Annotated in this window: 27 protein-coding genes; 24 read left to right on the top strand and 3 right to left on the bottom strand. The window is 71.8% G+C overall.

Annotated features, from left to right (window positions below):
- Nucleotides 1-41: 41 nt before the first annotated feature.
- From ACWEVP_RS11770 to ACWEVP_RS11700, 15 genes are all read left to right on the top strand, one after another.
- The gene (locus ACWEVP_RS11770) at nucleotides 42-767 is read left to right on the top strand and encodes a CPBP family intramembrane glutamic endopeptidase (protein ID WP_452062519.1); all 726 of its coding nucleotides are present in this window, start codon (nucleotides 42-44) and stop codon (nucleotides 765-767) included.
- Between the two features lie 103 nt (nucleotides 768-870).
- On the top strand, nucleotides 871-1,662 hold the full coding sequence (locus ACWEVP_RS11765; protein WP_452062518.1) for a CPBP family intramembrane glutamic endopeptidase: 792 nt from the start codon (nucleotides 871-873) through the stop codon (nucleotides 1,660-1,662).
- Nucleotides 1,663-1,821: 159 nt separating this feature from the next.
- Nucleotides 1,822-2,265 (top strand): 30S ribosomal protein S16, encoded by a 444-nt coding sequence (gene rpsP / locus ACWEVP_RS11760; RefSeq protein WP_452062517.1) that lies wholly within the window; start codon nucleotides 1,822-1,824, stop codon nucleotides 2,263-2,265.
- The gene (locus ACWEVP_RS11755; RefSeq protein WP_003103110.1) at nucleotides 2,262-2,501 is read left to right on the top strand and encodes an RNA-binding protein; all 240 of its coding nucleotides are present in this window, start codon (nucleotides 2,262-2,264) and stop codon (nucleotides 2,499-2,501) included. Before rpsP ends, ACWEVP_RS11755 begins: the two co-directional genes overlap by 4 nt.
- A 22-nt stretch (nucleotides 2,502-2,523) precedes the next feature.
- Nucleotides 2,524-3,036: a ribosome maturation factor RimM gene (gene rimM / locus ACWEVP_RS11750; RefSeq protein WP_452062516.1), complete on the top strand. Its 513-nt coding sequence runs from the start codon at nucleotides 2,524-2,526 to the stop codon at nucleotides 3,034-3,036.
- Nucleotide 3,037: 1 nt separating this feature from the next.
- The gene (trmD, locus tag ACWEVP_RS11745) at nucleotides 3,038-3,799 is read left to right on the top strand and encodes a tRNA (guanosine(37)-N1)-methyltransferase TrmD (RefSeq protein ID WP_452062515.1); all 762 of its coding nucleotides are present in this window, start codon (nucleotides 3,038-3,040) and stop codon (nucleotides 3,797-3,799) included.
- A 152-nt stretch (nucleotides 3,800-3,951) separates the two neighbouring features.
- Nucleotides 3,952-4,320, top strand: a complete 369-nt coding sequence (rplS, locus tag ACWEVP_RS11740) for a 50S ribosomal protein L19 (protein WP_003103119.1) — start codon at nucleotides 3,952-3,954, stop codon at nucleotides 4,318-4,320.
- A gap of 31 nt (nucleotides 4,321-4,351) precedes the next feature.
- Nucleotides 4,352-5,278, top strand: a complete 927-nt coding sequence (gene lepB / locus ACWEVP_RS11735; protein WP_452062514.1) for a signal peptidase I — start codon at nucleotides 4,352-4,354, stop codon at nucleotides 5,276-5,278.
- 91 nt (nucleotides 5,279-5,369) lie between these two features.
- Nucleotides 5,370-6,203, top strand: coding sequence for a ribonuclease HII (locus ACWEVP_RS11730; protein WP_452062932.1), 834 nt, complete (start codon nucleotides 5,370-5,372; stop codon nucleotides 6,201-6,203).
- Nucleotides 6,200-6,523 (top strand): DUF2469 domain-containing protein, encoded by a 324-nt coding sequence (locus ACWEVP_RS11725; protein ID WP_003096226.1) that lies wholly within the window; start codon nucleotides 6,200-6,202, stop codon nucleotides 6,521-6,523. Before ACWEVP_RS11730 ends, ACWEVP_RS11725 begins: the two co-directional genes overlap by 4 nt.
- Before the next feature lie 261 nt (nucleotides 6,524-6,784).
- Nucleotides 6,785-7,162 carry a YraN family protein gene (locus ACWEVP_RS11720; protein WP_452062513.1) on the top strand — a complete coding sequence of 126 codons (378 nt, stop codon included), beginning with the start codon at nucleotides 6,785-6,787 and terminating at the stop codon, nucleotides 7,160-7,162.
- On the top strand, nucleotides 7,162-8,673 hold the full coding sequence (locus ACWEVP_RS11715; RefSeq protein WP_452062512.1) for a YifB family Mg chelatase-like AAA ATPase: 1,512 nt from the start codon (nucleotides 7,162-7,164) through the stop codon (nucleotides 8,671-8,673). The genes ACWEVP_RS11720 and ACWEVP_RS11715 overlap by 1 nt, the downstream gene beginning before the upstream one ends.
- 175 nt (nucleotides 8,674-8,848) lie before the next feature.
- Nucleotides 8,849-9,988 carry a DNA-processing protein DprA gene (gene dprA, locus ACWEVP_RS11710; protein ID WP_452062511.1) on the top strand — a complete coding sequence of 380 codons (1,140 nt, stop codon included), beginning with the start codon at nucleotides 8,849-8,851 and terminating at the stop codon, nucleotides 9,986-9,988.
- A gap of 103 nt (nucleotides 9,989-10,091) precedes the next feature.
- Nucleotides 10,092-11,075, top strand: a complete 984-nt coding sequence (locus tag ACWEVP_RS11705; RefSeq protein WP_452062510.1) for a tyrosine recombinase XerC — start codon at nucleotides 10,092-10,094, stop codon at nucleotides 11,073-11,075.
- A 109-nt stretch (nucleotides 11,076-11,184) separates the two neighbouring features.
- Nucleotides 11,185-12,033 (top strand): FliA/WhiG family RNA polymerase sigma factor, encoded by an 849-nt coding sequence (locus tag ACWEVP_RS11700; protein WP_364450464.1) that lies wholly within the window; start codon nucleotides 11,185-11,187, stop codon nucleotides 12,031-12,033.
- Here ACWEVP_RS11700 and ACWEVP_RS11695 read toward each other — a convergent pair whose 3' ends face one another.
- The gene (locus tag ACWEVP_RS11695; protein ID WP_452062509.1) at nucleotides 12,034-12,600 is read right to left on the bottom strand and encodes a M23 family metallopeptidase; all 567 of its coding nucleotides are present in this window, start codon (nucleotides 12,598-12,600) and stop codon (nucleotides 12,034-12,036) included.
- A 775-nt stretch (nucleotides 12,601-13,375) separates the two neighbouring features.
- Between ACWEVP_RS11695 and rpsB the strand changes: the two genes are divergently transcribed.
- The 6 genes from rpsB (at nucleotide 13,376) to ACWEVP_RS11665 (ending at nucleotide 19,163) form a co-directional block, all read left to right on the top strand.
- Nucleotides 13,376-14,236: a 30S ribosomal protein S2 gene (gene rpsB, locus ACWEVP_RS11690; protein ID WP_452062508.1), complete on the top strand. Its 861-nt coding sequence runs from the start codon at nucleotides 13,376-13,378 to the stop codon at nucleotides 14,234-14,236.
- Between the two features lie 88 nt (nucleotides 14,237-14,324).
- Complete coding sequence (gene tsf, locus ACWEVP_RS11685; protein WP_452062507.1) at nucleotides 14,325-15,140, top strand: translation elongation factor Ts; 816 nt, start codon at nucleotides 14,325-14,327, stop codon at nucleotides 15,138-15,140.
- A gap of 118 nt (nucleotides 15,141-15,258) precedes the next feature.
- Complete coding sequence (pyrH, locus tag ACWEVP_RS11680; RefSeq protein WP_003065595.1) at nucleotides 15,259-16,002, top strand: UMP kinase; 744 nt, start codon at nucleotides 15,259-15,261, stop codon at nucleotides 16,000-16,002.
- Between the two features lie 48 nt (nucleotides 16,003-16,050).
- Nucleotides 16,051-16,608, top strand: a complete 558-nt coding sequence (gene frr, locus ACWEVP_RS11675) for a ribosome recycling factor (protein WP_452062506.1) — start codon at nucleotides 16,051-16,053, stop codon at nucleotides 16,606-16,608.
- Nucleotides 16,609-16,883: 275 nt separating this feature from the next.
- Nucleotides 16,884-17,759, top strand: coding sequence for a phosphatidate cytidylyltransferase (locus ACWEVP_RS11670; protein WP_452062931.1), 876 nt, complete (start codon nucleotides 16,884-16,886; stop codon nucleotides 17,757-17,759).
- Between the two features lie 81 nt (nucleotides 17,760-17,840).
- Entirely contained in the window at nucleotides 17,841-19,163 is a 1,323-nt protein-coding gene (locus ACWEVP_RS11665) for an MFS transporter (protein ID WP_452062505.1), read from the top strand.
- Here ACWEVP_RS11665 and ACWEVP_RS11660 read toward each other — a convergent pair.
- Nucleotides 19,151-19,996 carry a VOC family protein gene (locus ACWEVP_RS11660; protein ID WP_452062504.1) on the bottom strand — a complete coding sequence of 282 codons (846 nt, stop codon included), beginning with the start codon at nucleotides 19,994-19,996 and terminating at the stop codon, nucleotides 19,151-19,153. The two genes, ACWEVP_RS11665 and ACWEVP_RS11660, sit on opposite strands and share 13 nt — an antisense overlap.
- Before the next feature lie 113 nt (nucleotides 19,997-20,109).
- Here ACWEVP_RS11660 and ACWEVP_RS11655 point away from each other — a divergent pair, with 113 nt between their 5' ends.
- A complete protein-coding gene (locus tag ACWEVP_RS11655) occupies nucleotides 20,110-20,919 on the top strand; it encodes a class I SAM-dependent methyltransferase (protein ID WP_452062503.1) in 810 nt (269 codons plus the stop codon).
- On the opposite strand, the gene ACWEVP_RS11650 is transcribed toward ACWEVP_RS11655, so the two are convergent.
- Nucleotides 20,859-21,503 carry a PadR family transcriptional regulator gene (locus ACWEVP_RS11650; protein ID WP_452062502.1) on the bottom strand — a complete coding sequence of 215 codons (645 nt, stop codon included), beginning with the start codon at nucleotides 21,501-21,503 and terminating at the stop codon, nucleotides 20,859-20,861. The two genes, ACWEVP_RS11655 and ACWEVP_RS11650, sit on opposite strands and share 61 nt — an antisense overlap.
- 162 nt (nucleotides 21,504-21,665) lie before the next feature.
- Between ACWEVP_RS11650 and ACWEVP_RS11645 the strand changes: the two genes are divergently transcribed.
- Both ACWEVP_RS11645 and ACWEVP_RS11640 read left to right on the top strand, forming a co-directional pair.
- The gene (locus tag ACWEVP_RS11645; RefSeq protein WP_452062501.1) at nucleotides 21,666-22,673 is read left to right on the top strand and encodes a FecCD family ABC transporter permease; all 1,008 of its coding nucleotides are present in this window, start codon (nucleotides 21,666-21,668) and stop codon (nucleotides 22,671-22,673) included.
- Nucleotides 22,670-23,695, top strand: coding sequence for a FecCD family ABC transporter permease (locus ACWEVP_RS11640; protein ID WP_452062500.1), 1,026 nt, complete (start codon nucleotides 22,670-22,672; stop codon nucleotides 23,693-23,695). Before ACWEVP_RS11645 ends, ACWEVP_RS11640 begins: the two co-directional genes overlap by 4 nt.
- The last annotated feature ends 9 nt before the right edge of the window (nucleotides 23,696-23,704 follow it).

The raw sequence follows: 23,704 nt of genomic DNA, 5'->3' as shown, positions 1-23,704 counted from the left end.
CGCTGCTTTCCTTGCGGGGTCGGCACTTTAGCGTTGGACCCGTGACGGACGACGACGGCGCACGGCGCGTGCTGGGGGCGCACTGGTGTTTCGTGGCGTTCATCGCGGGGATCGCCGGCTACTACCTGATCAACCTGATCATCGCCGCGGCGGTCAACCGCAACGTCGGCGAGTTCGACCCCCTCGAGCTGCACGACATCGGCCCGCTGCTGCTCCTGGCGTTCGTGCCCAACCTGCTGCTCGGCCTCGGCCCGGCGGTGGGCTCGTGGACCTGGGGGAGCGGCCTGCGCGCCGACTTCGGGCTGAAGCCGACCTGGCGCGACGTCCGGATCGGTCTCGCCTGCGGCGCGCTCGCCCTGGTCGTCGGCTACGGGCTCAACCTGGTGCTGATCGCCGTCTACGGCGCCGACGACGTCTCCGACAGCCCGCTGACCGACCTTGCCGACACCTTCGACGGCGACACCGTCTGGCTGGTGCTCGCCGCGGTGATCGTCATCGCCGGCGCGCCGATCACCGAAGAGCTGCTGGTCCGCGGCACGCTCTGGAACGCGCTGGCGTTCCACCGGGTCCCGCCGTGGGTGGTGCTGCTGCTCACGTCGGTGGTGTTCGCCCAGCTGCACGGCGAGCCGACGCGCACGATCGCGCTCATCGGCCAGGGCATCGCGATCGGCCTGGCCCGGCACCTGTCCGGCCGGGTGAGCGCCGGGGTGATCGCGCACGCGGCCAACAACCTGCCGCCCGCGGTGCTGCTGTTCGTCGCGCACTGAAGGTGTTGCGAAGATCGTGTACAGTAGTCGGACGGATACTGTGCGATCACATCGCGGCCGCTAGGCTCGTCCCCAGGAGCCGAGCGACCGCGGAGGGCCAGGCGTGACCACTTCCCAGCCCCGGGACCCGGCTTCCGACGCGCCGCCGGACCCCGAGGAGCCGGCCGCGTTCCTCGAGCCTCCGCGGCGGCACCGGTGGGGCTTCGGGGCCTTCCTGCTCGTCGAGGCCGTGCTGCTGGCGTCGGCGGCGTTCGTGTCGGTGCTGGTCGGCGACACCGGCCCCGGCCCGCTGCCGATCCGCGTCGTGCTGCTCGGCACGATGCTGCCGACGATGATCGCGGCGGGCGTGGCGGTGCTGATCACCTACCTGCGCGGCAACGGGCCCTTCGCGGACCTGCGGCTGGAGTGGCGCTGGGCCGACGTCCGCACCGGGTTCCGGTACGGCTGCATCGGGCTCGTCTTCACCACCCTCGGCGCCTACCTGTGGACGCGGCTCGTCGGCAACGCCAACGCGACGTCGGCGATCAGCGCGCTGGTCGAAGACCGGAAGATGTCGATCTCGGCGGCCGTGGTGATGTTCGTCTACCTCTGGCTGCTCGGCCCGATCTGCGAGGAGATCATCTACCGCGGCCTGCTCTGGGGCGCCGCCGAACAGCTGCAGTGGCGCAGCGAACGCTGGGGCCGCGTCGCGGCCTTCCTGCTGTCGACGGCGGTGTTCGCGGCCAGCCACCTCGAGCCGCTGCGCACGACGTTGCTGCTGGTCATCGCGGTGCCGATCGGCCTGGCCCGGCTGGTCACCGGGCGGCTGCCGGCCAGTATCGTCGCGCACCAGGTGAACAACTTCCTGCCGGCGCTGACCATCCTGCTCGGGGCGCTCGGGGTGGCCTCTTTCTAGGGGCGCGGGCCCCGTCTGGCAGAATGGGTCACTGCCTGCTTCCGCCGGACCCTCTCACCGTGCGAAAGCTCCTGACCTTCGGGTGCCCGCGTCCGTGTCCCCACTCGGCCCGCGTGCGCCCAGCCCAGCACCAGAGAGACTCGAGGAGAACCCACACCCGTGGCCGTCAAGATCAAGCTGCAGCGCCTCGGCAAGATCCGTGCGCCGTACTACCGCATCATCGTCGCCGACGCGCGCACCCGCCGGGACGGCAAGGCCATCGAGACGATCGGCAAGTACCACCCGAAGGAAGAGCCGAGCCTGATCGAGGTCGTCTCCGAGCGCGCCCAGTACTGGCTGGGTGTCGGCGCGCAGCCGACCGAGCCGGTCCAGCGCCTGCTGGAGATCACCGGTGACTGGCAGAAGTTCAAGGGCCTGCCGGGCGCCGAGGGCACCCTGAAGGTGGCCGAGCCGAAGCCGTCCAAGCAGGACCTGTTCAACGCGGCGCTGGCCGCGGCCGGCGAGGAGCCCTCCACCGAGGCCACCACGCCGAAGAAGAAGTCGACCCCGAAGAAGGCCGACGCCGAGAAGGCGGAGGCTGCTGAGGGCGAGAAGTCCGAGTGAGTTTCCTCGCGGACTCCCTCGAGCACCTGGTGCGCGGGATCGTCGACAACCCGGACGAGGTCCGGGTCGAGCTGCTGACCACGCGCCGTGGCCGCACGCTCGAGGTGCACGTGCACCCCGACGACCTCGGCAAGGTGATCGGCCGGGGTGGTCGCACGGCGACCGCCCTGCGCACCGTCATGGGTGGCATCGGTGGCCGCGGCGTCCGCGTGGACGTCGTCGACACCGACCGCTGAGCCTCATCGAAGCACGGTCAGGATGGACGTCGTAGTCGGCCGCATCGCGAAGGCGCACGGCATCCGCGGGGAACTCGCGGTGGACGTGCGCACGGACTCGCCGGAAGAGCGGTTCAGGATCGGTGCGGCCGTCACGACCAAGCTGCGTGACGGCAGCAAGAGGGAACTCACCATCGCAGCCGCCCGCGAACACAGCGGGCGGCTGCTGGTGCGTTTCGAGGAGGTCCTGACGCGCGACGTCGCCGAGACGCTGCGGGGGGCCTTGCTGCTCGCGGACACCGACACGCTGCCGCCGACCTCGGACCCCGACGAGTTCTACGACCACGAGCTGGCCGGCCTGCGGGCCGAGCTGGCCGACGGGACGGTCGTCGGCAAGGTCGTCGAGGTCGTCCACTCACCCGCGGGCGAGCTGCTGGAACTGGACGTCGACGGCCGTGACGTGCTGGTCCCGTTCGTCCGCGCGATCGTCCCCACGGTGGACGTCGCGGGCGGCCGGGTCGTGCTCGACCCGCCGGAAGGGCTCCTGGACGCCTGACATGCGGATCGACGTCGTCACGATCTTCCCCGAGTACCTCGACCCGCTGCGCGCCGCGCTGCTGGGCCGGGCGATCGACCGCGGCCTCATCGAGGTCGGCGTGCACGACCTGCGCGACTGGACCCACGACGTGCACCGCGCGGTCGACGACGCGCCGTACGGCGGCGGCCCCGGCATGGTGATGAAGCCGCAGATCTGGGGCCCGGCGCTCGACGACGTATGCACGTCCGAGACGCGGCTCGTCGTGCCGACGCCGGCGGGCAAGCCGTTCACCCAGGAGCTGGCGCACGAATACGCGTCGGAAAAGCACCTGGTGTTCGCCTGCGGCCGCTACGAGGGCATCGACCAGCGGGTCGTGGACGACGCCGCGCGCCGGATGCCGGTCGACGAGGTGTCGATCGGCGACTACGTGCTGGTCGGCGGCGAAGCGGCGGTGCTGGTCATCGTCGAGGCCGTCGTCCGGCTGCTGCCCGGGGTGCTGGGCAACGCCCGCTCGGCCGCGGAGGACTCGTTCTCCGACGGCCTGCTCGAAGGGCCCAGCTACACCCGCCCGGAGGTGTGGCGGGACCTCGCCGTGCCGGACGTGCTGCGGTCGGGCAACCACGCGCTGATCGACCGGTGGCGGCGTGACCAGGCCCTGGAGCGCACCGCCCGCCGCCGCCCCGATCTCCTGGCGGCGTTGCCGGAAGGTAGTCTCGACAAGCACGATCGCGGGGTCCTGGAGGGCTTGGACCCCGAGCGGGCCCAGGGGCCGGTTACTTGAGCCGGACCCCGGTCTGTAATACTTGACAGGTTGGCGTGAGTGGACCTCCTCGTTCACGAGCCCGCCATCAGCCCCCCGGGTCGCCCGCAGCGGCACCGTTGCGCGCCTGGGGACGTGTACGCAAGCCATACGAAGACGAGGACGGACCACCGATGAACACCCTGGACGCGCTGGACAAGCAGTCGCTGCGTTCCGACATCCCGGACTTCCGCCCGGGCGACACGCTCAAGGTGAGTGTCCGCGTCATCGAGGGCAACCGCGAGCGCAACCAGGTCTTCCAGGGCGTGGTCATCCGCCGTCAGGGCGGTGGCATCCGGGAGACCTTCACCGTTCGCAAGATCTCCTTCGGCGTCGGCGTGGAGCGGACCTTCCCGGTCCACTCGCCGAACATCGCCGAGGTCGAGGTCCACAAGCGCGGTGACGTGCGGCGCGCGAAGCTGTACTACCTGCGCGACCTGCGGGGCAAGAAGGCCAAGATCAAGGAGCGCCGCGAGAACCGCGAGACGGCTTCGGCTAACTGAGTCACAACCCGGTTACCGGTAGCCTGACGACGTGGCCGAACCCGTGTCCCAGAACGCTCCTGAGGATGACCCCGATCGCTCCGAGGAGGACCAGCCGAGGCGGTCCCGCTCCGAGGAGCGCGGGGGGTCCCGACGGCGGCGAGCCAAGCCCGCCAAGAAACGGTCGTTCTGGAAGGAACTGCCGATCCTGCTCGTGATCGCCCTGGTGCTCACGATCCTGATCCAGACATTCCTCGCGAAGGTCTTCATGATCCCTTCGGGGTCCATGGAGGCCACCCTGCACGGGTGCCCCGGCTGCACCGGTGACCGGATCCTCGTGGACCGGGTCACCTACGACTTCACCGAGCCCTCGCCGGGCGACGTGATCGTGTTCAAGGGTCCGCCGGCGTGGGTCAACAACGAGATCGCGCCGCAGGAGTCGAGCAACATCGTCGTCCAGGGCCTGCGCGGTCTGGGCTCGCTGGTCGGGTTCGCCCCGCCGGACGAGCGCGACTTCGTCAAGCGCGTGATCGCGGTCGGCGGCCAGACCGTCCAGTGCTGCGACACTCAGGGCCGGGTCGTCGTGGACGGCAAGGGGCTCGACGAGCCGTACGTCCACTGGGAAGACGCCAACAACCAGAACGAGCGGCCTTTCGAGCCGGTCAAGGTCCCCGCCGGGACCGTCTGGGTCATGGGCGACAACCGCAACAACTCCGACGACTCCCGCTTCCAGGGCGGCGGCGGCGTGAACGGCGCGGTCCCCGTGGACAACATCATCGGCAAGGCGCGGATCATCGTCCTGCCGCCGAGCCGGTGGGGCGGGATCACCGACCACAACCCGCAGGAAGCCGCCCAGCCGGTGGCGCTCGGCGCGCCGGCCTGGCAGAGCGGCATCCCGCTCGGCGCCGGGATCGCGGCGGCGTGGCCCACGCTCTTCCTGGGGCGCAAGCTCAAGTCCGGACTCCGCCGGAAACGCTAACCACCCCGATCCGTGTCGGCAGACGGGTGATCCAGCCTTGACTCTTCCCGTTCCCCTCACCGCGGCCGAGCCGATCCGGCCGCCGCGGGCCGTGGTGCGCGGCGACCTCTTCTGGGGGTTGCAGGGCGCGCTCGACCGCCGTGGCCTCGGCCCGGTCGCCGGTGTGGACGAAGCGGGCGCCGGAGCGTGCGCGGGGCCGCTGGTGGTCGCGGCCTGCGTGCTCAAGCAGGGCGACGCGAAGCTCACCGAGCTGACGGACTCGAAGCTGATGACGGCGAAGGCGCGCGACCGGGTCTACGACCTGATCCTCAAGCGCGCCGTCGACTACTCGGTGATCGTCATCCCCACGGCCGAGGTCGACCTCTACGGCATCCGGGTGATGAACCTGGAAGGCATGCGGCGCGCTGCGGCGGCGCTGCGCGTCTCGCCGGGCTACATCCTGACCGACGGGTTCCGGGTCCCCGGCCTGACGGCGCCGAACGCGGCGGTGATCAAGGGCGACCGGTCGGTGGCGTGCATCGCGGCCGCGTCGGTGCTGGCGAAGGTGACGCGCGACCGCATCATGGCGGGCTACCACGACGACCTCCCGCACTACGGTTTCGACGTGCACAAGGGGTACAGCACGTCCGACCACCTGGCGGCGCTGCGCGAGCACGGCCCCAGCGACGTCCACCGGTGGTCGTACACCAACGTCGCGACGGTGGCCGTCAAGCACGGCCTGCGGCCGGCCCGGCCGGTCCTGCTGACCTACGCGGCGCTGGAGAAAGCCATGGAATCCGGGACCGCGGCGAGCCTGGCCGCGGTCCTCGACGAGGCACTCGAGCCACAACTCAGCCTGCCGCTGCATGCCCCGGGCGCGGGTGTGGGTCACAATGAACGCTCCGCCGGAGCAGAACGAGCCCGAGGAGGGGCGCGGATTTCATGAGCGCAGAGGATCTCGAGAAGTACGAGACCGAGATGGAGCTCTCGCTGTACCGCGAGTACCGCGACATCGTCGGCCAGTTCTCGTACGTGGTGGAGACCGAGCGGCGGTTCTACCTGGCGAACGCGGTCGACGTCCAGGTCCGCGACGGCGGCGGCGAGGTGTACTTCGAGGTCCGCATGTCCGACGCGTGGGTCTGGGACATGTACCGCCCGGCCCGGTTCGTCAAGCACGTCCGGGTCATCACGTTCAAGGACGTCAACGTCGAGGAGCTCGACAAACCGGACCTGAGGCTGCCCGAAGACGGCCCGTTCTCGGGCTGAGCCCCGTTTCCCTGCCCGCGCCGGTTCGTCCCGCCCTGGACGAGCCGGCGCGGTCTTTTCGCCCCCCTTAGCACAACGGTCCGACAAAACCGGTGCTCCCGGGGCGATCCGTGGACGAGTTGTCCACATACCCCCGGTTGTCCACAGCCCGGCGATTCCGGCCTGGTTTCGCCGCCCCGCACCCTGGCATCGTCGAACGCACACGCACCGTGATCGCCGGGACCACCCCGGTGACCGGCGCACCGACGAGGGGGCGACACGATGACGGGCACCGACCAGCTCGCAAGACACCGCCGCGACCTGGGAACGTGGGGCGAAGACCTGGCGGCCACGTACCTGCAGGACCGCGGCCTCGTCCTGCTGGGCCGCAACTGGCGCTGCCGCGAAGGCGAGATCGATCTGATCCTCACCGACCGCACCCGCGTGGTGTTCTGCGAGGTCAAGACCCGTACGGGCACCGAGTACGGGCTTCTGTCGGAGACAGTCACCGAGGAAAAGGCGGGTCGGATACGCAGAGCGGCGGAACGCTGGCTGCGCGAGTACCGCATCGGCTGGTGCCCGGTCCGCTACGACGTGGTGACGATCCTCGCCGAGGTCGGCAAGCGCCCCCGCGTCCAGCACATCGAGGCGGCGTTCTGATGCCGATCGCCAAGGCCTGGTCCGCCGCCCTGCTGGGGATCGACGGCCGGATCATCGAGATCGAGGCGGACCTGGGCGGCGGGCTCAGCAGGGTCACCCTCGTCGGGCTGCCCGACGCCGGGTTGCGCGAAGCCAAGGACCGCGTCCGGTCGGCCATCCGCAACTCGGGCCAGCCCTGGCCCGACGGCAAGGTCACGCTGGGCCTCTCGCCGGCGAACCTGCCGAAGGTCGGCTCGGCGTACGACCTCGGTATCGCGGCCGCGATCCTCGCGGCGCAAGGCGCGGTGCCGGCCACGCGGCTCCTCGGCGCCGTGCTGCTGGGCGAACTCGCCCTGGACGGGCGGATCCGCCCGGTCCGCGGCATCCTGCCCGGCCTGCTGGCGGCGCGAGCGGCAGGGTACGGCCGTGCCGTCGTACCGCAGGAGTCGCTGGTCGAGGCGGCCCTGGTGGACGGCATCGAGGTCGCGGGAGCGCCCCACCTGCGGGACCTGGTGGCCTGGTTGAAGAGCGAGCTCGACCTGCCGAAGCCGGTCCCGGCCGCGCCGGCGGCGGCATCCGAGGTGCCCGACCTGGCCGACGTCGTCGGCCAGCCGGAGGCGCGGTGGGCGCTGGAGGTCGCCGCGGCAGGCGGCCACCATGTCCTGCTCACCGGTCCGCCCGGCGTCGGGAAAACGATGCTGGCGAAGCGGCTCCCGGGCCTGCTGCCGCCGTTGTCGTCCGACGAGTCGCTGGAGGTGACGGCGGTGCATTCGGTCGACGGGTCGCTGTCGAAGTCCTCGCCGCTCGTCACCGTGCCGCCGTTCGTCGCGCCCCACCATTCGATCTCCATCGCCGCCCTGATCGGCGGCGGCAGCGGGATCGCGATGCCCGGTGCGATCAGCCGCGCCCATCGTGGCGTGCTGTTCCTGGACGAGGTGTGCGAGTTCGGCGGCCAGTGCCTCGAGTCCCTGCGGACGGTGCTCGAGGAGGGCGAGGTGCGCATCGCGCGGGTGAAGGGCGCAATCACCTACCCGGCGCGGTTCCAGCTGGTGCTGGCGGCGAACCCGTGCGCGTGCGCGCCACCGAAGGACGCTGATTGCGTGTGCTCGCCGACAGCTCGGCGCCGCTACCTGGGCCGGCTGTCCGGACCGCTGCTGGACCGGGTCGACCTACGGGTCCGGTTGCGGCCGTTGAGCGCGATCAGCGCCCACGACACGGGGCCGGCGGAATCCTCGGAAACGGTCCGCGGCCGGGTACTGCAGGCCCGCGAGCGCGCCGCGCGACGCTGGAGCGAGCACGGCTGGCGGTCGAACTCGGAGGTTCCCGGCCCGGCCCTGAGGCGGAAGTTCACGCTGGCCCCGGACGCAACACAGCTGCTGGACCGGGCCATGGACCGCGGAGCATTGAGCGGCCGCGGCGCCGACAGGTGCCTGCGCATCGCCTGGACCCTCGCCGACCTGGACGGCGAGCACCGTCCCGGAGCCGACCAGGTCAGCTCGGCCCTGGCCTTCCGTGAGCGGGTGGCGGCATGAGGTCGAAGAGAGCGCACCCGGCTCGCGCGTGGGCGGTTCAGCCTCCGTGTTCCGTCGGTCGGTCCGGCTGTGGGCGGGGTGGTGGCATGACGCCAAAGAGAGCGCACCCGGCCAGCGCGTGGGCGGCCCAGCCTCCGCGTTTCGTCGGTCGGTCTGGTTGTGGGCGGGTGGTGGCATGAGCGCCGACGAGCTGCGCCGGGCCCGTGCATACCTCCTGCGGGTCGCGGAGCCCCCGGCCGCCGCGCTGGTCGCCTTCGTGGCCGAGCACGGCCCGGTCGATGCGGCCGCCCGGGTCCGGCGAAGCGACTGTCCGCCCGAGGTGCTCAAAGCGACCGAGGCGCGCCGTGATTACGACCTTGTCGGCCAGGACTTCGCGCGGGCCGCCGCGGGCGGGGCCCGGCTCGTCGTCCCCGAAGACGACGAATGGCCGGCCTGGCCGCTGCTCGCCCTCGACCAGGCGGCCCGGCGCGGGGTGGCCGAAGCCGTCCCGCCGCTGGCGCTGTGGGTCACCGGCGACGTCGCCCTCGGCACCGCCGCCGACCGCGCTGTCGCCGTGGTCGGCGCCCGGGCGGCGACCGAGTACGGCGAGCACCACGCCGCCGAGCTGTCCTACGGGCTGGCCGCCCGGGGCGTTCCGGTGTTCTCGGGTGCGGCCTACGGCATCGACGGCGCCGCCCACCGGGGTGCGCTCGGCGCCTCGGGCGTCACCGTCGCGGTGCTCGGCTGCGCCGTCGATGCCGGCTACCCGGCCGGTCACGTCGGGCTGCTGAACCGGATCGTCCGCGACGGCGGCGCCGTCGTCAGCGAATACCCGCCCGGCACACCGCCCGCCCGGCACCGGTTCCTGGTCCGCAACCGGCTGATCGCGGCCCTCACCGAGGGCACCTTGGTCGTCGAAGCCGGGAAACGCAGCGGCGCGCGCAACACCGCGAGCACCGCCGGCGCCCTCGGCAAGGTCGTCATGGCCCTGCCGGGGCCCATCTCCTCGGGGATGTCCGTCGGCTGCCACGAGCTGATCCGCGACTCCCGCGCGACGCTCGTCTCGTCCGTCGACGAGATCCTCGAGGCCGTCGGCCGGTTCGGGATCGCCGAGGACCCGGCCGCCCGGCCGAAGCGCCCGACCGACCGGCTCGGCCCCGAGGCGTTGCGCGCCTACGAGGCACTTGCCGCACGCGCCGACCGGTCGGACTCCGAAATCGCGGCCGAATCCGGGCTGCCGCTGCGGAAAGTGCGTGCCCTGCTGCCGGCGTTGGAAATCGACGGATTCGCCGTCCGTGGGGACGCCGGCTGGCGACGGCGGAGGGAAAGCGCGTGAACGCCACGAATTCCGGGCGAAATCGTCGATGGCGTTCGGCCGGTCCGGTGTGCCCGCGTGGCGATCCTTGACCGGAGGCGGTTGTTCGCGCAGCGTGACATCCATGCCGCCGCCATCACACCCCGGCCGGGGCCGCCGTCCCGATCTGCGCGCGCTCCGGGCCGCGCTGCCCGAGCCGGTCCGGGCCACCGTCACCGGGTACGAACGGCACCTCGGGCTCGAACGCGGCCTGTCCGCGCACACCGTCCGGGCGTACGTCGGCGATGTGGTTTCGCTGCTGGCGTTCGTCGCCGACGGCGGCGGCTCGCTCGCCGAGCTGGACCTGGCGCGGCTGCGGGCGTGGCTCGCCGCCCAGCAGTCCGGCGGGGCGAGCCGGACGACGCTCGCGCGGCGGGCCGCCTCGGCGCGGACGTTCACCGCCTGGGCGCACCGGACCGGTGTCCTCGCGACCGACCCCGGCGGCCGGCTCGCCGCGCCGCGGGCGCACCGCACTCTGCCGGGGGTGCTGCGCGCCGGGCAGGCGGGGGAGGTCATGCAGGCGTCGGCGGCCGGCGCGGCCGAACGCGATCCCGTCGCACTGCGTGATCGCGCGATCGTCGAGCTGCTCTACGCCACCGGCATCCGCGTGTCCGAGTTGTGCGGGTTGGATCTGGGCGGAGCCGACTTCTCCCGCCGTGTCGTGACGGTGCTCGGCAAGGGCGGCAAGGAACGCGTGGTGCCGTTCGGCGTGCCGGCGGCGGAAGCGCTCGACGACTGGATCACCGAGGGGCGGCCGAAGATCGTCGCGGAAACCGCCGGTGACGGCGTCGAGCCCGCGCTTTTCCTCGGTGTCCGGGGGAAACGCGTCGACCCGCGCGCGGTGCGGCGGGTGGTGCACGACGCCGTCTCGGCGGTGCCCGGAGCGCTCGACATGGGCCCGCACGGCCTGCGGCATTCAGCGGCGACGCATCTGCTCGAAGGGGGTGCCGATCTCAGGAGCGTTCAGGAACTGCTCGGTCACGCTACGCTTGCCACGACGCAGCTCTACACTCATGTGACCGTCGACCGGTTGAAAGCGATCCATGACCGAGCGCACCCCAGGGCCTGAGGCGGCCCGGGGAGTCTCGCCGGGGTCGTCACCAGCGGGCCCGGCGGCGCACGCGCATCCGCACGAGCACGGAGACGATACTGAGCCGCATGCCGAGAACGACTGTGCAATGACCGCAGGACCGCACGTGACCGAAGCCGCCGGAGTGACCACTCACGGTGAGGCCGCCGCGCCCGCGGAATCGCGCGCCGGCTACGACGTCGACGCCGGCATCGCGGCGCTGTGGCGGCAGTTCGCCGACAGCCCCGACCAGGCGTCGCGCGATCGGCTCGTGCTGCACTACGCCCCGCTGGTCAAGTACGTCGCGGGCCGGGTCGGCACCGGGCTGCCGACCCACGTCGACGTCGGTGACCTCGTGCAGTCCGGCATCTTCGGCCTCGTCGACGCGATCGAGAAGTTCGACCCCGAGCGCGGCCTGCGCTTCGAGACCTACGCGATGCAGCGCATCCGCGGCGCGATCCTCGACGACCTCCGTTCGCAGGACTGGGTGCCGCGCGCGGTCCGCAGCAAGGCCAAGGAGGCCGAGCGCGCGATGGAGCGCCTCGGCGCCCGCCTGAACCGCACCCCTACCGACGCCGAGCTCGCCGCCGAGCTGGGCATCGGCCTCGACGACCTGCGCGACTTCTACGGCCAGCTGCAGCTCACCAGCGTCGTCGCGCTGGAGGACCTGGTGGCCGCGGGCAAGGACAGCGGCTCGCTGGTCGACACGCTGCCCGACGACGACGCCGTCGACCCGGTCGCGGTGCTCGTCGACCAGGACAACCGGCGCCAGCTCGCGCAGGCCATCGCGCAGCTGACCGAGCGCGACAAGATCGTGGTCAGCCTCTACTACTTCGAGAGCCTGACCCTCGCCGAGATCGGCAAGGTCCTCGGCGTCACCGAGTCGCGGGTCAGCCAGCTGCACACGCGGGCGGTCATGCGGCTGCGCGCCAAGCTGGTCGAGCAGACCGGCTCCTGATCACGGACCACCTCCCCACGGCTTGAGGCGGAACTCGCCGACCTCGCCGGTCAGGGCGAGGGGGTCGACGTACTCCTCGCCCCGCCGCACGCCCCAGTGCAGGCAGGCTGCGATCGCGCAGCCGGGGTGCCCGGCGAGGACGGTCCCGAGCACCTGCCCCCGGTAGACCTGGTCCCCGACGGCGACCTTCGGCTCGACGGGCTCGTAGGTGGTGCGCAGGCCGCCGTCGTGGTCGACGGACATGACGGGCCGCCCGCCGACGAGCCCGGCGAAGACGACGACACCGGCATCGGCGGAAAGGACCTCCTGTCCGGGGAAGGCGGCCAGGTCGACGCCCCGGTGCCCGGCGCCGTAGGGGGTTTCGGGGGCGTCGAAGTACTTCGTGACCACCGGAACGGGTGATAACGGCCAGGAAAGCCGCCCTTGGCGAACGGCTCGCGGGTCCGGCGAGCCCCACAGCCCGGGTGAAGTGAGCCAGGCCGGCGCGGGAACCACGGCCGGAGGCGCGGTCGAGAGGGGCCGGGCCGGGGTCGATCCGAGTGCGGTCGGCCGTTCGACCGCCGCCATCAGCTCGGCTCTCGCCCGCTCCGCCATCCACTCGCCCGCCGTCAGGGGTGGCTCGCCGAGCCATGGCGGTGGCACCGGCGACTGCTCACCCGCCCGCGGCGGTGCTGTCGACGGTGGCTCATCCGTCCCTGGCTGTGGCGCCGGTGGTGGCTCACCTGTCTGTGGCTGTGGTGCCGGTGGTGGCCCACCCGTCCACGGCGGTGGTGCCGGTGGTGGCCCTTGTCCACCGGTCCAGCCGCCAGGTATCCCCAGCCCGGTCAACCCCGCCGCCACTCCCGAATCGGCCGCCTGCCCGGACTCCCGCTGGGCCGGAACGATCACACCGACACCCGCCAGAAAACCAACCGTGACCAGGGCAATCACGCCCCAGCTGCGACCGGCGAACCGCCACCTGAAACCGTTGATCAACTCCATGGCTCCAGCCTGCGGCACTTCGTGGCGTCGTGGGGGCGCGGTCGCGAATCTGTGGACAACTCGGGCCGCTGCGGTGCCGGTGTGGACAACTCGGCCGCCGGTGGGGGAGGGGCTGGTGGCAGGGGGTAGAATCTTCTGCGCGGTCCGCGTGAGCGGGCTGACTTCGCGTGCACGTGCGCGTTCCCTCGAATTTTCTCACCGCGGGAGACGCACGGGGTCCGGCGGTCCCTGGGGTTCCTCACCCCTCAGGGTCCGGGCTCCGGCACGGGCACCAGGGCGAACGGCCACCCGGCCGCGAGCGACAAAACCGAGCAGCGCGTCCAGCGGGCGCGCGCGACACAGAAGAGGTGTGATTCCGGCAATGGCCGTCGTCACCATGAAGCAGCTGCTCGACAGCGGCGTGCACTTCGGGCACCAGACCCGTCGGTGGAACCCGAAGATGAAGCGCTACATCTTCACCGAGCGCAACGGCATCTACATCATCGACCTGCAGCAGACGCTGACCTACATCGACCGTGCGTACGAGTTCATCAAGGAAACCGTCGCGCACGGCGGCACCATCATGTTCGTCGGCACCAAGAAGCAGGCCCAGGAAGCCATCGCCAACGAGGCCGCGCGCGTGGGCATGCCCTACGTCAACCAGCGCTGGCTCGGCGGCATGCTGACCAACTTCCAGACCGTGCACAAGCGCCTCCTCCGCCTCAAGGAGCTCGAGGCCCAGGAGCAGACCGGTGGCTTCACCGGCCTCACCAAGCGCGAGATCCTGACGCTGACCCGCGAGAAGGAAAAGCTGGAGAAGACCCTCGGCGGTATCCGCGACATGGCCAAGGTGCCGAGCGCGGTGTGGATCGTCGACACGAAGAAGGAGCACATCGCCGTCGGCGAGGCTCGGAAGCTGAACATCCCGGTCGTCGCGATCCTGGACACCAACTGCGACCCGGACGAGGTCGACTACCCGATCCCGGGCAACGACGACGCGATCCGGTCCGCCGCGCTGCTGACCAAGGTCGTCGCCGAAGCCGCGGCCGCCGGCCTGATGGCCCGCTCCAGCCGCAACGGTGCCTCCGCCGACACGAAGCCGGAGCCGGGCGTCGCCTCCGACGAGCCGCTGGCCGAGTGGGAGAAGGAGCTGCTCGCCGGCTCCGAGACCGCCGCCGCCGACGCGACCGAGGCCGCTGCCGCGACCGAGGCCGCCACCGAGCAGGCGACCGCCTCCTCCTGATGTCCCACCGCCCGTGCGGCCGGCCCGACGGGTCGGCCGCACCGGCGTAGCAACCCACAGATTTCCTGCAAAGGACGGATTTACCAGAATGGCGAACTACACCGCCGCTGACGTGAAGCGCCTGCGCGAGATGACCGGCGCCGGCATGATGGACTGCAAGAAGGCGCTGGAGGAGAACGACGGCGACTTCGAGAAGGCCGTCGAGTTCCTCCGCATCAAGGGCGCCAAGGACGTCGGCAAGCGCGCCGAGCGCGCCACCGCCGAGGGCCTGGTCACCGGCGACGGCGGCGTGCTCATCGAGCTCGACTCCGAGACCGACTTCGTCGCGAAGAACGCCGACTTCCAGGCGCTCGCCGCGAAGATCGTCGAGGTCGCGAAGACGCTCAAGACCAGCGACGTCGAGGCGCTCAAGGCCGCCGAGCTCGACGGCAAGACCGTCAACGAGGTCGTCCAGGAGCTGTCGGCCCGCATCGGCGAGAAGCTCGAGCTGCGCCGCGTCGTGGCCTTCGAGGGCCAGACCGCGACCTACCTGCACCGCCGCGGTTCCGACCTGCCGCCGGCCGTCGGTGTGCTCGTCGAGTTCACCGGTGACGACGCCGAGGCCGCCCGCGGTGCCGCCATGCAGGTCGCCGCGCTGCGCGCGAAGTACCTGACCCGCGACGAGGTGCCCGCCGAGATCATCGAGAACGAGCGCCGCATCGCCGACCAGACCGCGCGCGAGGAAGGCAAGCCGGAGCAGGCGCTGCCGAAGATCGTCGAGGGCAAGGTCAACGCCTACTACAAGGACAACGTCCTGCTCGAGCAGCCGTCGGTCAAGGACAACAAGAAGACCGTCAAGGCCCTGCTCGACGAGGCCGGCGTGACGCTGACCAAGTTCGCGCGTTTCGAGGTCGGCCAGGCCTGAGCTCAGGCCAGGGCGTAGGTTTCACACCCACAGTGCCCCGTCTCCGTCCATCGGGGACGGGGCACTGTCGGGTCCAGAGAAGTTTTGCAGCGGTCGAGGGGCGTAGGAGGCGACATAGATGGGTGACCGGGTCGAAGGTGGCTACCGGCGGGTGCTGCTGAAGCTGGGCGGCGAAATGTTCGGCGGTGGTTCGATCGGCGTCGATCCGGATGTCGTCCACTCGGTCGCGCAGCAGATCGCCGACGTCGCCCGCACCGGCGTCCAGGTCGCGGTCGTGATCGGTGGCGGCAACTACTTCCGCGGCGCGGAGCTCTCGCAGCGCGGCATGGACCGCGACCGCGCCGACTACATGGCGATGCTGGGCACCGTGATGAACTGCCTGGCGCTGCAGGACTTCCTGGAGAAGGAAGGCCTGCCCACCCGCGTGCAGACCGCCATCACGATGGGCCAGGTCGCCGAGCCCTACATCCCGCGCCGCGCCGAGCGGCACCTGGAGAAGGGCCGCGTCGTGATCTTCGGCGCCGGGGTCGGCATGCCGTACTTCTCCACCGACACCGCGGCCGCCCAGCGGGCGCTGGAGCTGGGCTGCGAGGCCGTGCTGATGGCCAAGGCCGTCGACGGCGTCTACACCGCGGACCCCAAGGCCGACCCGACCGCCGAGATGTTCCGCGAGATCACCCACCGCGAGGTGCTGGAGCGGGACCTCAAGGTCGCCGACGCGACGGCGTTCAGCCTGTGCATGGACAACAACATGCCGATCATCGTGTTCAACCTGCTCACCGAGGGGAACATCGCCCGCGCGGTGAGTGGTGAAAGAATCGGCACGTTGGTCAGCACCCCCGCCGACGGGGTGCCGGCCTAGACCTGCTGGGATCAGCAAGCGCCACCCATCACAACTACGGGAGTGACCGTGATCGACGAGACCCTCCTCGATGCCGAGGAGAAGATGGAAAAAGCGGTGTCCGTCGCCAAGGACGAGCTGACGTCGGTACGCACCGGCCGGGCTTCCTCGACGATGTTCGCGCGGATCGTCGTCGAGTACTACGGCTCGCCGACCCCGCTGAACCAGCTGGCCAGCGTGAACGTGCCGGAAGCCCGGATGGCGCTCATCAAGCCCTACGACCAGTCGCAGCTCGGCGCGATCGAGAAGGCGATCCGGGAGTCCGACCTCGGGGTCAACCCGAGCAACGACGGCCAGGTCATCCGCATCGTCATCCCGCAGCTCACCGAAGAGCGGCGCAAGGAGATGGTGAAGGTCGCCAAGGGCAAGGGCGAGGACGCCCGGGTGTCGATCCGCAGCGTGCGCCGCAAGGCCAAGGACGAGCTGGACCGCATCGCCAAGGACGGCGAGGCCGGCGAGGACGACGTCGCGCGCGCGGAGAAGGAACTGCAGAACCTGACCGACACCTACGTGCACAAGGTCGACGAGCTGGTCAAGCACAAGGAAGCCGAGCTGCTCGAGGTCTGATGGCACAGGTGAGCGAGGAACGCGAGGACCGGGTGGACGCGACCGGAGACGAACCGGCCGGCGCTCCCGGGACGCCGGGCCCGGCGGACGCCGGCACCACGGAGTTCCCGGCAACCGCCGGGACGGCCGGCGCCGAAACCGGCGAGGCCGCCGGTTCGGCGACCTCGCGGCCCGGTGCGACGGCTCCGGTGGCGCCTTCGCGGAACGGCGAGGCGGCTGGTTCGGCGACCTCGCAGGCCGAGGCGGCGGGCTCGGAAACCGGCGAAGCGAGCCGGTTGTCGGCGGCCGGGACCGCCGACGCTCCCGGTGTCCAGGCCGCGCCGGAGGTCAAGAAGGCCTCCAAGGCCGGCCGGAACCTGCCCGCGGCCATCGGTGTCGGGCTGCTGCTCGGCGCCGCGATCATCGTTTCCCTGCTCACCGTGCGCTTCCTGTTCATCGGGATCATCGCGATCGCGATCGCGGTCGGCACCTTCGAGTTCGCCGGGGTGCTGCGCCGGGTCGCCGACATCAAGGTCGCGATGATCCCGGTGCTCGTCGGCGGGCAGGCGATGATCTGGCTCGCCTGGCCCTTCGGCCGGGAAGGCGCGCTCACCGCCTTCGTCCTCACCGTGCTCGCCTGCCTGCTCTGGCGCCTGCCCGGCGGGGCGAAGGGCTACCTGCGCGATATCAGCGCGTCGACCTTCGCCGCCGCCTACCTGCCGCTCTTCGGCGCCTTCGCGGCCATGCTCGTGCCGCCGTCCGACGGCGTCGGGCGCGTTCTCACCTTCCTGATCGGTGTCGTCGCCTCGGACACCGGGGGCTACATCGCCGGCGTGCTCGGCGGGAAGCACCCGATGGCCCCGACCATCAGCCCGAAGAAGACCTGGGAAGGCTTCGGCGGTTCGCTGGTCGGTGGTGTCGTCGCCGGGGCCCTCACCCTGAGCCTGCTGCTGGACGGCCACGTCTGGCAGGGCGTCATCTTCGGCGTCGCGATCGTGCTCACCGCCACCCTCGGCGACCTCGTCGAGTCGCTGATCAAGCGCGACCTCGGCGTCAAGGACATGGGCACGCTGCTGCCCGGGCACGGCGGGATCATGGACCGCCTCGACTCGCTGCTGCCCTCGGCCGTCGTCTCCTGGCTGCTGCTCTCGGCGTTCGTCCCGCTCGGCTGACCTGCGGTGGGAGCCGGAGGCTCCCACGCGGGAGGCAACGGTTCGTGGACGGCCGAAGCTTCCGCGGGTTTGACTCGGGGCATGACCACCGAAACCCGCGCTCCGGCGAAGCTGGCTCTGTCCGCCGTCTGCCTGGGCTTCCTGATGATCACGCTCGACGCGACCATCGTGAACCTCGCCCTGCCCGCGATCGGCGCCGAGTTCGCCGAGCCGTCGACCGCCGCGCTGCAGTGGGTCGTCGACGCCTACACCGTCACGCTCGCGGCGTTCCTGCTCACCTGGGGCGCCGCCGGTGACCGGTGGGGTTCGCGACGCGTCTTCGAAACGGGCGTCGCCGTCTTCGTCGTCGCGAGCATCGGCTGTGCCCTCGCGCAGGACGCGACCTGGCTGATCGCGGCCCGCGCCATCCAGGGCGCCGGGGCCGCCGCGCTGCTGCCGTCGTCGCTCGCCCTGATCGTCCACCAGTTCCCGGACCCGCGGGAGCGGGCCCGCGCCCTCGGCGTGTGGGGTGGCATGAGCGGCGTCGGGCTGGCCGCCGGGCCGGTGCTCGGCGGGCTCGCCGTCGGTCTGGCCGACTGGCGGCTCGTCTTCGCCGTCAACGTCCCGGTCGGGATCGTCGCCATCGTCCTGACGCGCCGGGCGGTCACGGAACCGCCGCGTCGCGACACCCACCTCGACTTCGCGGGACAGCTCTCCGGCACGGCGGCGCTGGCCGCCTTCGTCGCCGGGTTCATCGAAGCCGGGCACGCCGGCTGGCTCGCTCCGGCGACCCTCGCGTTGCTCGCCGGGGGAGTGGTGAGCGGCGCGGTGTTCGTGGCGGTCGAGAAGCGCGTCCCCGGACCCGTGCTGCCGCTGGGGATCCTGCGGATCCGGAACTTCGCGGTGGCGACCGGGATCGGCGGGCTGTTCAACTTCTGCCTCTACGGCACGCTCTTCTGCCTCGCGTTGTTCCTGCAACGCGCCTGGTCGCTCGGCGCGCTCGCGGCCGGGCTCGCGCTGGTGCCGCTGACGCTGGCCGTCGGGCTCAACGCGTTCTTCAGCGGACGGCTGACCGGGCGCTTCGGCCCGCGTGTCCCCATGGTCGCGGGTGCGCTCGCCGGGCTCGCCGGAGCGATCGGCTTCGCGGTGCTGCCGGCCGAGCGCGCCCTCGTGCCGTTCGTCGCCGGCTCGGTCGTCTTCGGCTGCTGCTCGCTGGCCATGCCCGCGATGACGTCGCTGGCGATGAACTCCTTGCCCGGCAAGGCCGGGCTGGCCGCCGGCGTGCTCAACGCGTCCCGCCAGACCGGCGGCGCGATCGGGGTCGCGCTCGTCGGCGCGCTGGCCCCCGCCGCCGGGATGTGGCTGGTGGCGGGCGGGTACGCGCTGGTGGCGGGCTTGGCCTTCGCCGAGCGTCAGTCGTCGTAGGGGTCGTCGACCTCGGCGCGGCCCCAGTCCTCCGAGACGCGCGAGTGGTCGATCACCGCGAAGACGGCGCCTTCCGGGTCGGCGAGGATCGCCATCCGGCCGAACGGCGTGTCGTAGGGCTGGATCACGACGGTGCCGCCGTGCATGAGGGACTCGCCGGCGACCGCGTCGACCCCGCGCGCCGGGTCGATGTCGAAGTAGACGAGCCAGTGCGGCGGGGTGTCGAGGCTGTACTCCGAGCCCATGACGTACCGGTAGAGCACGGGTTCGTGCTCGATGAGCCACTCGACGTAGTCCAGGGACTCGCCGTCGCCGATCTGGTGGCTGCCGTAGGTGAAGAGCTTGGTGTAGAAGTGATCCGCCGCGACGCCGTCGTGCGTGTTGAGGTCCGCGCCGCTGAAGGTGTTGGGGATCCCGGTGACGAACTCCCAGTCCGGCGGTACCTCCCAGAACACCACCGGCGCGCCGCACGCGTCGAAGGCGTGCAGGATCGTGCCCCGCTGCGGGATCGGCATCGGCCCGAGCGTCAGCCGCCCGCCGAGGTGCTCCACCCACTCGGCCGCGCTCGCGGTGTGCGGCACGGACAGGTGCGGCATCCAGCCCAGCGGCGCGCCCGGGGCTGCGCGGTACAGGCCACCGACGGGGAGGGTGTTCATCGTCGCGATGGCGTACCGGCCGTCGGACGTCGCCGGATCCCGTTGAGTGGTGTACTCCCAGCCGAAGAGGGCGCCGTAGAATCTCTCCGCCACGGCCTGCTCGCGGCAGGCCAGCTCGATCCAGCACGGGATTCCGGCCGGAACCGGGGACGAGGGACTGGACGGGCCGATTGCCATGGGTGCTCCTCCCGGTACCCACCGGATTCTAGGCGTGATCGGTGAGGTTTCCGCCAAGAATTCGCCACCGGGAGAGCACGGGACGGCGACGAGGACCCGGAAGGAGCAGCGGGGTGCGGTGGTCGTCCCGGCGCGCGGAGGTCGTGCCGAGCCCCAACATCTGGTACTACCAGGCCGATTACGAGCGGGAGAACCGCGCGCAGGACAGTGCCGGCGAGATCTGGCGCGTGCTGCGCGAGGAGTGCGACTGGACCGGCCGGGACGTGCTCGACGTCGGCTGCGGCGACGGTTTCCACTTGCCGGTCTTCGCCCGCGACGCGCGATCGGTGCTCGGGGTCGAGCCGCACGAGCCGTTGGTGCGAAGCGCGCTGAAGCGCGTCGAGGGACTGTCGAACGTGGACGTCCGGATGGGCCGGGCCCAGCGGCTGCCGGTCCGCAGCGCGAGCGTCGACGTCGTCCACGCGCGCACGGCGTACTTCTTCGGCCCCGGCTGCGAGCCGGGGCTGGCGGAGGCCGAGCGGGTGCTGCGGCCGGGCGGGGCGATCGTGATCGTCGACCTCGACGTGACCAGCGAGCCCTACGGCGGCTGGATGCGCGCCGACCTGCCGCACTACGACCCGGCGGCGGTGGAGCGGTTCTTCGCCCGCGCCGGGTTCGGGCTACGCCGGGTCGCCACCCAGTGGCGTTTCCCGGCCGCCGCCGACCTGGAAGCGGTGCTGAAGATCGAGTTCAGCAAGCGGGTCGCCGAACAGGCGATCGCGGAGTCCTTGCAGCGTAACGGGAATCGCGCGCAGGACCTGACGCTGCCGGTGGGCTACCGCGTGCACACGCGGGTCAAGCCCACCGGCCTCGTCCTGCCAGGTCACTCGGCGGCCTCTCCGGGAGCCGAGGACTCGTCCTCGTCCTCGCCGAGGATGCCGTAGAGCGAGCGCCGGGCGTCGTTGAGCACCTCGGCCGCGCGGGCCTGCTGGCTCTCGGTGCCCGCGCGCATGATCTGCACGACGGCGGCGGCCAGGTTCTTGCCCGCCTTCGCGAGCCCGACCTCGACCGGGTCGACGTCCTGGGCGATCTGCTCCCACGGCGGGGTGCTGTCCTGCTCCTCGGCGGCGGTGCGGCCGGCGTCGGTCAGCTCGAACAGCTTCTTGCCGTTCTCGTCCTTGCTGACGACCAGGCCTTCGTCGGCCAGCAGCTGCAGCGTCGGGTAGACCGAGCCGGGGCTCGGCCGCCAGAAGCCGCCGGAGCGCTCGCCGATCTCGCGGATGATCTCGTAGCCGTGCCGGGGCTGCTCGGCGAGCAGCGCCAGGATCGCGGCGCGGACGTCACCGCGGCGGCTGCGCCGTCCGCCGTGACCCCGCCGGCCCGGTCCGTGTCCCCGGCCGCGTCCGCCGCGCGGACCGAAACCCGGCCCGAAGCCCGGGCCGAAGTCGCCGAAGCCACCGAAGGGTGCACGCCCACGTTCCTGGGCGAACGGATGTTCCTGCATGAAGGGGTGTCGTTGCCTACGCATGTCGGTTGTTCCTTTCTCGAACGGTTGCGACACGTTCACGATATATCGGAAACAGTCGGATGGCAACCTGGTCGCGGTGATGCCGCTCACGGAACTTGAGCCCTCAAGTTTCGCGCCATAGGGTAGGCAAGCCTAAAGACCTGTTAGCAGAGGTAACGACCAGTGCGGACCCGCTCGCTCCCGCTCACGGCCGGACTGGTGGTCCTCACCGCGGCCGTGGCCGCCGCCGTGCTGCTCAGCATCGCCGTCGGCACCCGCGGCCTGAGCCCGGCCACCGTGCTGGACGCGCTCTTCCACTTCGACCCCGGCAACCCCGACCACCTCGTGGTCCGCGAACTCCGGCTCCCGCGCACGCTCGCCGGGGTGCTCGCCGGCGTCGCGCTCGGCCTGTCCGGCGCCGTCATCCAAGGCGCGACGCGCAACCCCCTGGCCGACCCGGGCCTGCTCGGCGTCAACGCGGGCGCGGCCCTCTTCGTCGTCCTGGGCATCGGCACCTTCGGCATCACCAGCGTCGGCGGGTACGTCTGGTTCGGCTTCCTGGGCGCCGCGGCCGCCGGCGCCGTCGTCTACGGCGTCAGCTCGCTCGGCCGGGCCGGGGCGACGCCGGTGAAGCTGGCCCTCGCCGGGGCGGCGGTGACGGCGGCACTGGCCTCGGCGACCAGCGCGCTCCTGCTCACCGACCAGACGACCTTCGACCAGTACCGCTTCTGGCAAGCCGGCTCGCTGACCGGCCGCGACGCGGCGACGATCACCCAGGCCGTGCCGTTCGTGGTCGCCGGCGTGGTCCTCGCGCTGGTGTCCGCCCGGCTGCTCAACGCGCTTTCCCTCGGCGAGGACGTCGCCCGCTCGCTCGGCCAGAACGTCCCGGTCGCGCGGCTGGTGTGCGCGCTGGCCGTCGTCGTGCTCTGCGGGGCGGCGACGGCGATCGCCGGGCCGATCGCGTTCGTCGGGCTGACCGTGCCGCACGCGGCGCGGGTCGTCACCGGCCCCGACCACCGCTGGCTGCTGCCGTACTCCGCGCTGCTGGCCCCGCTGCTGCTGCTCGTCTCCGACGTCGTCGGCCGCGTGGTCGCGCGCCCGGCCGAGGTTCAGGTCGGGATCGTCACGGCGCTCGTCGGCGCGCCCGTGTTCGTCTTCCTGGTGCGCCGCCGGAAGGTCGTGGCGGTGTGAACGCCGTCGAGGCGGTCGCCGCCGCGCGACGCCGGGGCGCGGTCCGGGCCCGCTCGGTGACGCTGGCGCTGCTGCTCGCGATCGTCGTCGTCTTCGCGGTTTCCCTGGCGGTGGGCGACTTCCCGGTGCCGCTCGGCGACCTCCCTGGCCTGCTCTTCGGGGACGGGACCGGCCGCGCGGCCTACGTCGTCACCGAACTCAGGCTGCCGCGCGCGGTCACCGGCGTTCTCGTCGGGGCCGCCTTCGGGACGTCCGGCGCGCTCTTCCAGCGGCTCCTGCGCAATCCGCTCGCCAGCCCGGACGTCATCGGCGTGACGCAGGGCGCGAGCGCGGCGGCGGTCGTCGCGATCGTGCTGTTCGGCGCCGGCGGCGCGGTCGTCTCGGTCGCGGCGCTGGCCGGCGCGCTGCTCACCGGCGCCACCATCTACCTCCTCGCCCGCCGCGGCGGCGTGCACGGCTACCGCCTGGTGCTCGTCGGAGTCGGTGTCGGCGCGGTGCTGACGAGCGTCGTGTCGTACCTGATGACGTGGGCCGATGTCACGCTTGCCCAGCAGGCCCTGGTGTGGCTCACCGGCAACCTCAACGGCCGCGGCTGGGACCACGTCGTCCCGCTGGCGGCCGCGCTCGCCGTCCTCCTGCCCGCGGCGCTGCTGCGCAGCCGGGCACTCGCCGGCCTGCAGCTCGGCGACGACACCGCGGCGGGACTCGGGCTCGACGTCGAACGCGCCCGCCTGGCGTTGCTGCTGATCGCCGTCGCGCTGGCCGCCTTCGCGACCGCGGCCGCCGGACCGGTCGCGTTCGTCGCCTTCGTGGCCAACCCGATCGCGACCCGGCTCGTCGGCGGCGCCCGCGCGGGACTGCTTCCGGCGGCGCTGACCGGTGCGCTCGTCGTGCTGCTGGGCGACTTCGCCGCCCAGCACCTGCTCGGCGCCCAGCTGCCGGTCGGTGTCGTGACCGGCGCGGTGGGCGCGCCCTACCTGCTGTGGCTGCTCGCGAGCGCCAACCGCGCCGGGCGGATGTGAGGGGAACGC

This window comes from Amycolatopsis sp. NPDC003865 (genome assembly GCF_053605345.1).
Note: the sequence above shows the minus strand (reverse complement) of the source record. Positions and strands in the feature narration are given on the sequence as shown.

Bases quoted from the DNA above. Each gene is read 5' to 3' on its own strand.
- rpsB (WP_452062508.1), top strand. From the start codon at position 13,376: ATGGCCGTCGTCACCATGAAGCAGCTGCTCGACAGCGGCGTGCACTTC.
- dprA (WP_452062511.1), top strand. From the start codon at position 8,849: ATGAGCGCCGACGAGCTGCGCCGGGCCCGTGCATACCTCCTGCGGGTC.
- trmD (WP_452062515.1), top strand. From the start codon at position 3,038: ATGCGGATCGACGTCGTCACGATCTTCCCCGAGTACCTCGACCCGCTG.
- ACWEVP_RS11695 (WP_452062509.1), bottom strand. From the start codon at position 12,600: ATGGCGGCGGTCGAACGGCCGACCGCACTCGGATCGACCCCGGCCCGG.
- ACWEVP_RS11725 (WP_003096226.1), top strand. From the start codon at position 6,200: ATGAGCGCAGAGGATCTCGAGAAGTACGAGACCGAGATGGAGCTCTCG.
- rimM (WP_452062516.1), top strand. From the start codon at position 2,524: ATGGACGTCGTAGTCGGCCGCATCGCGAAGGCGCACGGCATCCGCGGG.
- ACWEVP_RS11650 (WP_452062502.1), bottom strand. From the start codon at position 21,503: ATGCGTAGGCAACGACACCCCTTCATGCAGGAACATCCGTTCGCCCAG.
- ACWEVP_RS11720 (WP_452062513.1), top strand. From the start codon at position 6,785: ATGACGGGCACCGACCAGCTCGCAAGACACCGCCGCGACCTGGGAACG.
- ACWEVP_RS11700 (WP_364450464.1), top strand. From the start codon at position 11,185: ATGACCGCAGGACCGCACGTGACCGAAGCCGCCGGAGTGACCACTCAC.
- pyrH (WP_003065595.1), top strand. From the start codon at position 15,259: ATGGGTGACCGGGTCGAAGGTGGCTACCGGCGGGTGCTGCTGAAGCTG.
- tsf (WP_452062507.1), top strand. From the start codon at position 14,325: ATGGCGAACTACACCGCCGCTGACGTGAAGCGCCTGCGCGAGATGACC.
- ACWEVP_RS11705 (WP_452062510.1), top strand. From the start codon at position 10,092: ATGCCGCCGCCATCACACCCCGGCCGGGGCCGCCGTCCCGATCTGCGC.
- rplS (WP_003103119.1), top strand. From the start codon at position 3,952: ATGAACACCCTGGACGCGCTGGACAAGCAGTCGCTGCGTTCCGACATC.
- ACWEVP_RS11665 (WP_452062505.1), top strand. From the start codon at position 17,841: ATGACCACCGAAACCCGCGCTCCGGCGAAGCTGGCTCTGTCCGCCGTC.
- ACWEVP_RS11715 (WP_452062512.1), top strand. From the start codon at position 7,162: ATGCCGATCGCCAAGGCCTGGTCCGCCGCCCTGCTGGGGATCGACGGC.
- ACWEVP_RS11660 (WP_452062504.1), bottom strand. From the start codon at position 19,996: ATGGCAATCGGCCCGTCCAGTCCCTCGTCCCCGGTTCCGGCCGGAATC.